Source organism: Limosilactobacillus viscerum (assembly GCF_947387525.1).
Taxonomy (GTDB): domain Bacteria; phylum Bacillota; class Bacilli; order Lactobacillales; family Lactobacillaceae; genus Limosilactobacillus; species Limosilactobacillus viscerum.
Window position 1 is genome coordinate 25,460 of the sequence record NZ_CANDNW010000020.1, and the last position, 6,000, is coordinate 31,459.

Annotated in this window: 7 protein-coding genes; 1 reads left to right on the plus strand and 6 read right to left on the minus strand. The window is 42.9% G+C overall.

Translation table 11 applies throughout. The features are described from left to right. Positions 1-228 precede the first annotated feature (228 nt). The 5 genes from QOS07_RS06600 to QOS07_RS06620 form a co-directional block, all read right to left on the minus strand. Entirely contained in the window at positions 229-903 is a 675-nt protein-coding gene (locus tag QOS07_RS06600; RefSeq protein WP_283588178.1) for a CPBP family intramembrane glutamic endopeptidase, read from the minus strand. After that, complete coding sequence (locus tag QOS07_RS06605) at positions 893-1,135, minus strand: hypothetical protein (protein ID WP_283588179.1); 243 nt, start codon at positions 1,133-1,135, stop codon at positions 893-895. Before QOS07_RS06605 ends, QOS07_RS06600 begins: the two co-directional genes overlap by 11 nt. Positions 1,136-1,235: 100 nt before the next feature. Further along, positions 1,236-2,153, minus strand: a complete 918-nt coding sequence (gene rbsK, locus QOS07_RS06610; RefSeq protein ID WP_283588180.1) for a ribokinase — start codon at positions 2,151-2,153, stop codon at positions 1,236-1,238. A gap of 33 nt (positions 2,154-2,186) precedes the next feature. Next, a complete protein-coding gene (gene rbsR, locus QOS07_RS06615) occupies positions 2,187-3,206 on the minus strand; it encodes a ribose utilization transcriptional repressor RbsR (protein ID WP_283588181.1) in 1,020 nt (339 codons plus the stop codon). 60 nt (positions 3,207-3,266) lie between these two features. Beyond that, entirely contained in the window at positions 3,267-3,875 is a 609-nt protein-coding gene (locus QOS07_RS06620) for a hypothetical protein (RefSeq protein WP_283588182.1), read from the minus strand. A 165-nt stretch (positions 3,876-4,040) separates the two neighbouring features. Between QOS07_RS06620 and QOS07_RS06625 the strand changes: the two genes are divergently transcribed. After that, on the plus strand, positions 4,041-4,673 hold the full coding sequence (locus tag QOS07_RS06625) for a deoxynucleoside kinase (protein ID WP_283588183.1): 633 nt from the start codon (positions 4,041-4,043) through the stop codon (positions 4,671-4,673). 145 nt (positions 4,674-4,818) lie between these two features. Here QOS07_RS06625 and QOS07_RS06630 read toward each other — a convergent pair whose 3' ends face one another. Next, the gene (locus QOS07_RS06630; protein ID WP_283588184.1) at positions 4,819-5,883 is read right to left on the minus strand and encodes a glycoside hydrolase family 73 protein; all 1,065 of its coding nucleotides are present in this window, start codon (positions 5,881-5,883) and stop codon (positions 4,819-4,821) included. Between the last annotated feature and the right edge of the window lie 117 nt (positions 5,884-6,000).

Sequence of the window (6,000 nt, forward strand, 5' to 3'; positions counted from 1 at the left end):
AGTCGCTATTATTTTTAACCGCTTGTCAACTGCACCCTGGTGACTGTCTTGTGATATATTTAACTTAAAGTGAGCTTACAAGTCACACTTACGTTGCTTCTGCCTACTTCATAACTTCCTTCGGCCATTGGCAATGCGGGAGAAATCCCTGACGTATCAGGTTCTCATTCATCTTTCCTTCCACGCTTTTAATATACCATTTCTTGTAAGCGGTTGCAAGTTAAACTTTTAATTTAATGAAATTAACATCATCGACATTGCAACGAGGTTATTAATAGCATGCACCATAATACTGTTTTTTAGGCTCCCTGACTGACGGTAAACATAGGTCAATACCATCCCAATGAAACAGTAGAGTAAGAAACTAATGATATTTGAACTAGTATGGGCAAGTGAGAATACAAGACCAGATAAAACCATTTTCGACCATAAAGCATCACGCTTAAAAAACAAGTTGGTTAGTATTCCACGAAAAATCAACTCTTCAGCTACCGGTGTTAAGGTAAAGGACGAGGCCACAAATACAATCGTTATCAACCGGTTATGGTCTAGCAACTGCTTGATAATCTCATTATTTGCCGTCTCCGTTTGGTGAAAAATAGCCTGGTTAAGGTAACCAAAAAAGGCCATCCCCAAGAGCAGTGCAATATAGCCAGCCAGGATTAACCGGCCATCGATCTTTCCACTATTTCCAAATTGGTTATATTTTCGGTATACCCGCCTTGCACACGAAATAATGAAAAGAAAGATCAGCACAAAAATGACGGAAAGGATAACCGCAAGTTGCTGGTTATTAGGCTGACGGTTAGCAATCGACACCGCCATTGGTGGGACTTGGATTAACAAGAAGAAGATAGCAACAATGCCGACCCGCCAAAACCAGGAACCTATTTTACTTTTCACGATTTTCACCCTTCTTCTTTGCTGCCTCTTCCTTTAACCGTAATTCCCGCCGGCGCTGGTAGCTCCACTTGGCAGTAATTCTTGTCACGATTAGGTTAGCGATGACAAAACCGGCGATCCATAATACGTACATTAACCATCCGGAAATCACCTTGGCAATGGTCAGAGCAACCAAAATTGCAAAAATAATAAATGGCGGGAGGATAACTTTGATTAAATATTCAGCCTTCATTTAAATGAACCTCCATAATTAAAGAGGCTGGGAACCACCCCAGTCTCTTCATTGTTTTAAAGGAAATTATACTGCAGTTAGCAGATTTAGAATAACTAACTTAGTCTTGACTAGCCGCGATAATTTGGTCCTTAGTTGGGATTGATGGAAGAGCTCCCATCTTTTGTACGGCTAAGGAACTAGCACGTTGGGCATAAACCAATGCTTTTTCAATGTTACTCATATCTGGCTTCAATTGTGAAGACAAAGCACCAATGAAAGTATCACCAGCAGCAGTGGTATCAACCGCATCAACCTTAAATGCCGGAATAAAGTTATAGCCATCCTGTGTGCAGTAGAAGGCACCCTTTGCCCCGACAGTGATAATCAGGTTCCGAACACCCATCTGTGCAAACTTTGCAGCAGACATTAACATTGACGTCTCATCAGTGATGATAATTCCTGTCAATGCTGAGCTTTCAGTTTCGTTTGGAATAATCAAATCAGTTAACTTCAGGACAGCTGGATCAATTTTTTGTGCTGGTGCGGGATTCAAAATAGTAGTAACACCATTTTCCTTAGCAAGTTGGAAGGCCCGCAAGGTAGCAGCTTGTGGTGTTTCAAACTGGGCAACAACAAAGTCAGCGCTAACGATTTGCTTCTTAGCTGCTTCCACATCTTCAACACTTAATTGTTGGTTAGCACCACCGTATACCAGGATACTATTTTGACCATTTTCGTCGAGCAAAATCGCCGCTGAACCTGTACCAACCTGGTCATTTTCACGGATCCCTGAGACATCAATTCCATTGTCTTGAAGGTCCTTTAACATCATTTGACCACCGTTGTCCTTGCCGACTTCACCAACAAATGAAGTTTGTGCACCGGAACGGGCGGCAGAAACAGCTTGGTTGGCACCCTTACCACCAGCAGCACTGGACTTGCCCATTGCCGCAATGGTTTCACCAGGTAATGGCATCCGCTTAATTTTCATTGTTGTATCGACATTTAAACTACCGACAACTGTCACTTTATTCATCGTCGAAATCCTCCTCACTCATTTGTAGTAATACTATACCATATGATATGGTGCCGTGCTTTCCCGTTTAACCAACCGTACCGGGAATTTTTCAACCTTTTCGTGGTCATTATTATTGTTAATCCGGTCAAGCAAAATCTTCGTTGCCCCGATTCCGAGGTCAAAGATTGGCTGGTGGATAGTGGTTAGCCGCGGGTAGACATATTCATCCAGGGCAATGTCATCGTAGCCAATCACCGAAATATCTTCTGGTACCCGGATATTTAATTCCCGCAAGCCACGCAGCAGGCCCATCGCCACGTCATCATTAGCGGTAAAGACGGCCGTAGCACCACTCTGTGCAACCGCCTTTGCTGCATGATAGCCACCTAGCCGGCTAAGGTCCGTGCGAAGGACATCCTTATCTTCATCAAACTGACGACCATTTTCTTCTAAAACATCCTTAAAACCAGCGAGCCGTTGTTTAAAGTTTTCAGTAATATTATTAACCCCCAGGAATAAGAACTTCTGGTGGCCTAAATCAACCAGGTGCTTAGCCGCAAGCTGCCCACCATGATAATCATCAGTTTGGACCCGGGCGCCTTCCTGGTCATAATTACGGTCAAATAAGATGTAAGGAATATCACGCCGAATCAGTGCTTGGTTAATCATTTCCGTAGTCATCCGCGCACTGGCAATAATCAAGCCATCAATTGACCGTTCAACCATCTGCTCAAGGTACTCTTTTTCTAACTTTGGGTCCCGGTTGGCACTGAAAATAAGTGGAATCAGCTTTTCTTCCCGTGCAACTTGTTGTACCCCCTCAACAAAGGTACCGAAGAACGGTTCACTGACGTTCGGTACTAGCACCCCAATCGTATTGATGTTTTCCTTCATGATTAAGCTCCGGGCATGAAAGTCAGGAACGTATTGATATTGGTCACGTAACTTTAAGATTTTTTCCCGTGTACTTTTACTAAATCGTTTTCCTTTACCGTTTAATACCTGTGAAACAGTTGTTACTGAAACACCAGCCATACTAGCAATATCACGAATAGTTACTTTTTTACCCATTATGATCCTCTTCACTGTGTTATTAATAAGAATACTAAGCTAAAACTATTAGACATGCAATCATTGATCGGCAAAAAGATCCGTTAAAATTTGCTTGCTGGTTGCTGCCTGCGTTCCCCGTACCCGGACATAATCAATTTTTGCCAACAAAATATCATAGGTCCAGAGGGAAGACAAGTCACTTTCATTAAAGTAATGCAGGTTGATTTTAATCCGGTCACGGTCAGCAATGATCCCTTCAAAGTCATCTGCCCCTTTGTACTTGTCAGTTCCAATGACGACAGGCAAGTGGTGGTTAAATGAATCGTTAAGAACATTATTGATCAAGTCGCCCTGTGTAAATTCAGGATGGTCATCAATAAATTGCTGAACGTGCCAGATATCGAAGTAGTTATGCTGGTGGGCGACCTTCGTCTTCTCTGAAATGGTCATCAAATAATCCGTTCCCGTGGCAACGTAGTCAATACTGCTGATCCGAATTGCAATTAAACCGTTAATTTTGCCATCCCAATCAATGCTAATTAGCAGGCAAAAGGCCGGATCAATTGCTAATACAAAACCAACATTAAAGTAATCATCATTCGGAATATTATGAACTTCAATCAGGGTGCCCTGCTGACGAGCAATTGTTAGCTGAGCGCGGAGGTCACTTTGTTTCATCTTTTCCATTTTTTCATTTCCCCATTAGTTATTCTTCATTACTATTTTCCAGGTTTTAAGACTGATTTTCAAATATTTTTGCTTTCTACTAAACCTAGGTAAAATAGTTATGGGAATACACAATATTTTGTAGTAAGATGGTTCTTGTGCTAAAAATTATAAAGAGGGGCCAATATGGTGATTATTACAGCAGGAATGATTGGTGTTGGGAAGACAACGTTAACAGGGAAGATTGCCGAACACCTTCATACAAAAGCGTTCTTTGAACCAGTCGGTGACAATCCTGTTTTGCCACTGTACTACAAGGATCAAAAGCAATACGGTTTCTTATTGCAGATCTACTTTTTGAATAAGCGTTTCTCAATGATTAAGCAGGCGCTGGCCGATGACAACAACGTCCTGGACCGCTCAATTTACGAAGATGCCCTGTTTACTCGTGAAAATAATGCCGAAGGAAACATCACTGATACCGAGTTGGAAGTTTATCTAACTCTGCTTGACAACATGATGAAGGACCTTCAACAACTGCCAAAGAAAGCTCCAGACTTAATGGTTTATTCCGAAACCGATTTTGAAACGATCCTCTACCGGATTAAGAAGCGTGGTCGTGACTACGAACAAATTGATAATAATCCGGAATTAAAGGATTACTACTACAAGATGTGGAGTGCTTATAAGCAGTGGTACAAGGACTACGATGCAAGTCCAAAAATGAAGATTGACCTTGAAAAGTATGACCTTGAAGATCCACAAAATGTTAAGACAGTTCTCGGCATGATTGATGACCGTCTTAAAACGATCCGCTAACAGGAAATAACTATATTTAAGGGAGATGACAAAATCAGATTTTGCCATCTCCCTTTTTTATTCTGAATATTACTGAGTAATCGCGAAAAGAAGCATCCCCGAAGGCCAACCGAGGTCCCCAAAAAAGCTTTTTCACAGTTGCCAATCACTTAAAAGCAAACCGCCGCAACAGTCCGAGCGCCCCTGCTGAGCCCACTCCGCCAGCAACCGATAGCCAGCTCAACCGGTGCTTTGTCAGACTAGCTGCCTGACTTTTGTGGGCTGTTGATTCCGTAATCGGTAAAGCCTTTACTGATTGCTTTTCATTAAGTCCTTTTTTCGCCTGGTGGTCATACTTCGTCAATTGGTATGTCTGAATTACCCGGTTTAATTTGCGGTCATAGTGAGGATCAGTTGCGTATTTTCCTAGTAAGGCATGGGTTGCTTCACGAAAATTAGCCGCCTGTCCCCGGTGAACCCCAATATAAAGAGGGTCATTTAGCGTCTCCGCATAGTCGCACAGCGATTGGTAATCATTTTCATACCAACGGAAAAAGTCCTGAATTTTAACTGACTTCCCCTCCTTGGTATATTCGATGGTGGGCTGACGAACCGACCGGCCGTTAAAGTCTCCTTTAACCCCAAATAGGTTATGGTACGGCTTTTGAGCAAGGTCACTTGCACCCCAGTTGCTTTCTAATGCCGCCTGCGCAATGATTACTGACGGATAAAGGTCATATTCCATTCCCACCTTTTGTGCGCTTTTCGCAATTCGTGAAATAAACTTAGCCTGGTCCGGCGTCGGCGTTTGCGGCTCGTATTCCTGATCATCTGCTTTGCCTTCCTCCGGGGTAGCCCCAGGATCAGGTACTGGTTGTGCTGGTACGTCTCCCGGTACTGTTGGCTGGGAATTTTTATTGTCAAACGTCGTTCGGAGCTTCATTCCGCGATCATATCCACGTTGGTAAGCAATCGTTGCTACTGACGAACTATTATTTGGCAACTGGGACTGTCCATGGAGGCCATCATTGACACCTTGTCGGTAAAACTGTTCGTAGCTTTGGCTCACTTCAGCAAATGCGGTTAGAAAGGCACTGGTGTATTTCTCACCATTACGCCGCACATCTTCTTCACTTACTAAGTGACCGCTGATCACCGCCTGTTCTGCGTCCCGGTACGCCCATTCTTGAACACTACCCGCCGAAGCAAGGACTGGTCCACTGCAATTCAACGCTAAAATTACTGTTAAGATTCCCGTTAATATTTTTTCCTCCTAAATTTCAAGAATAAGTTAGCCACTGGACTCAAATAAATAATACTGACCAATTGATTATTGGTTGATGGAGCT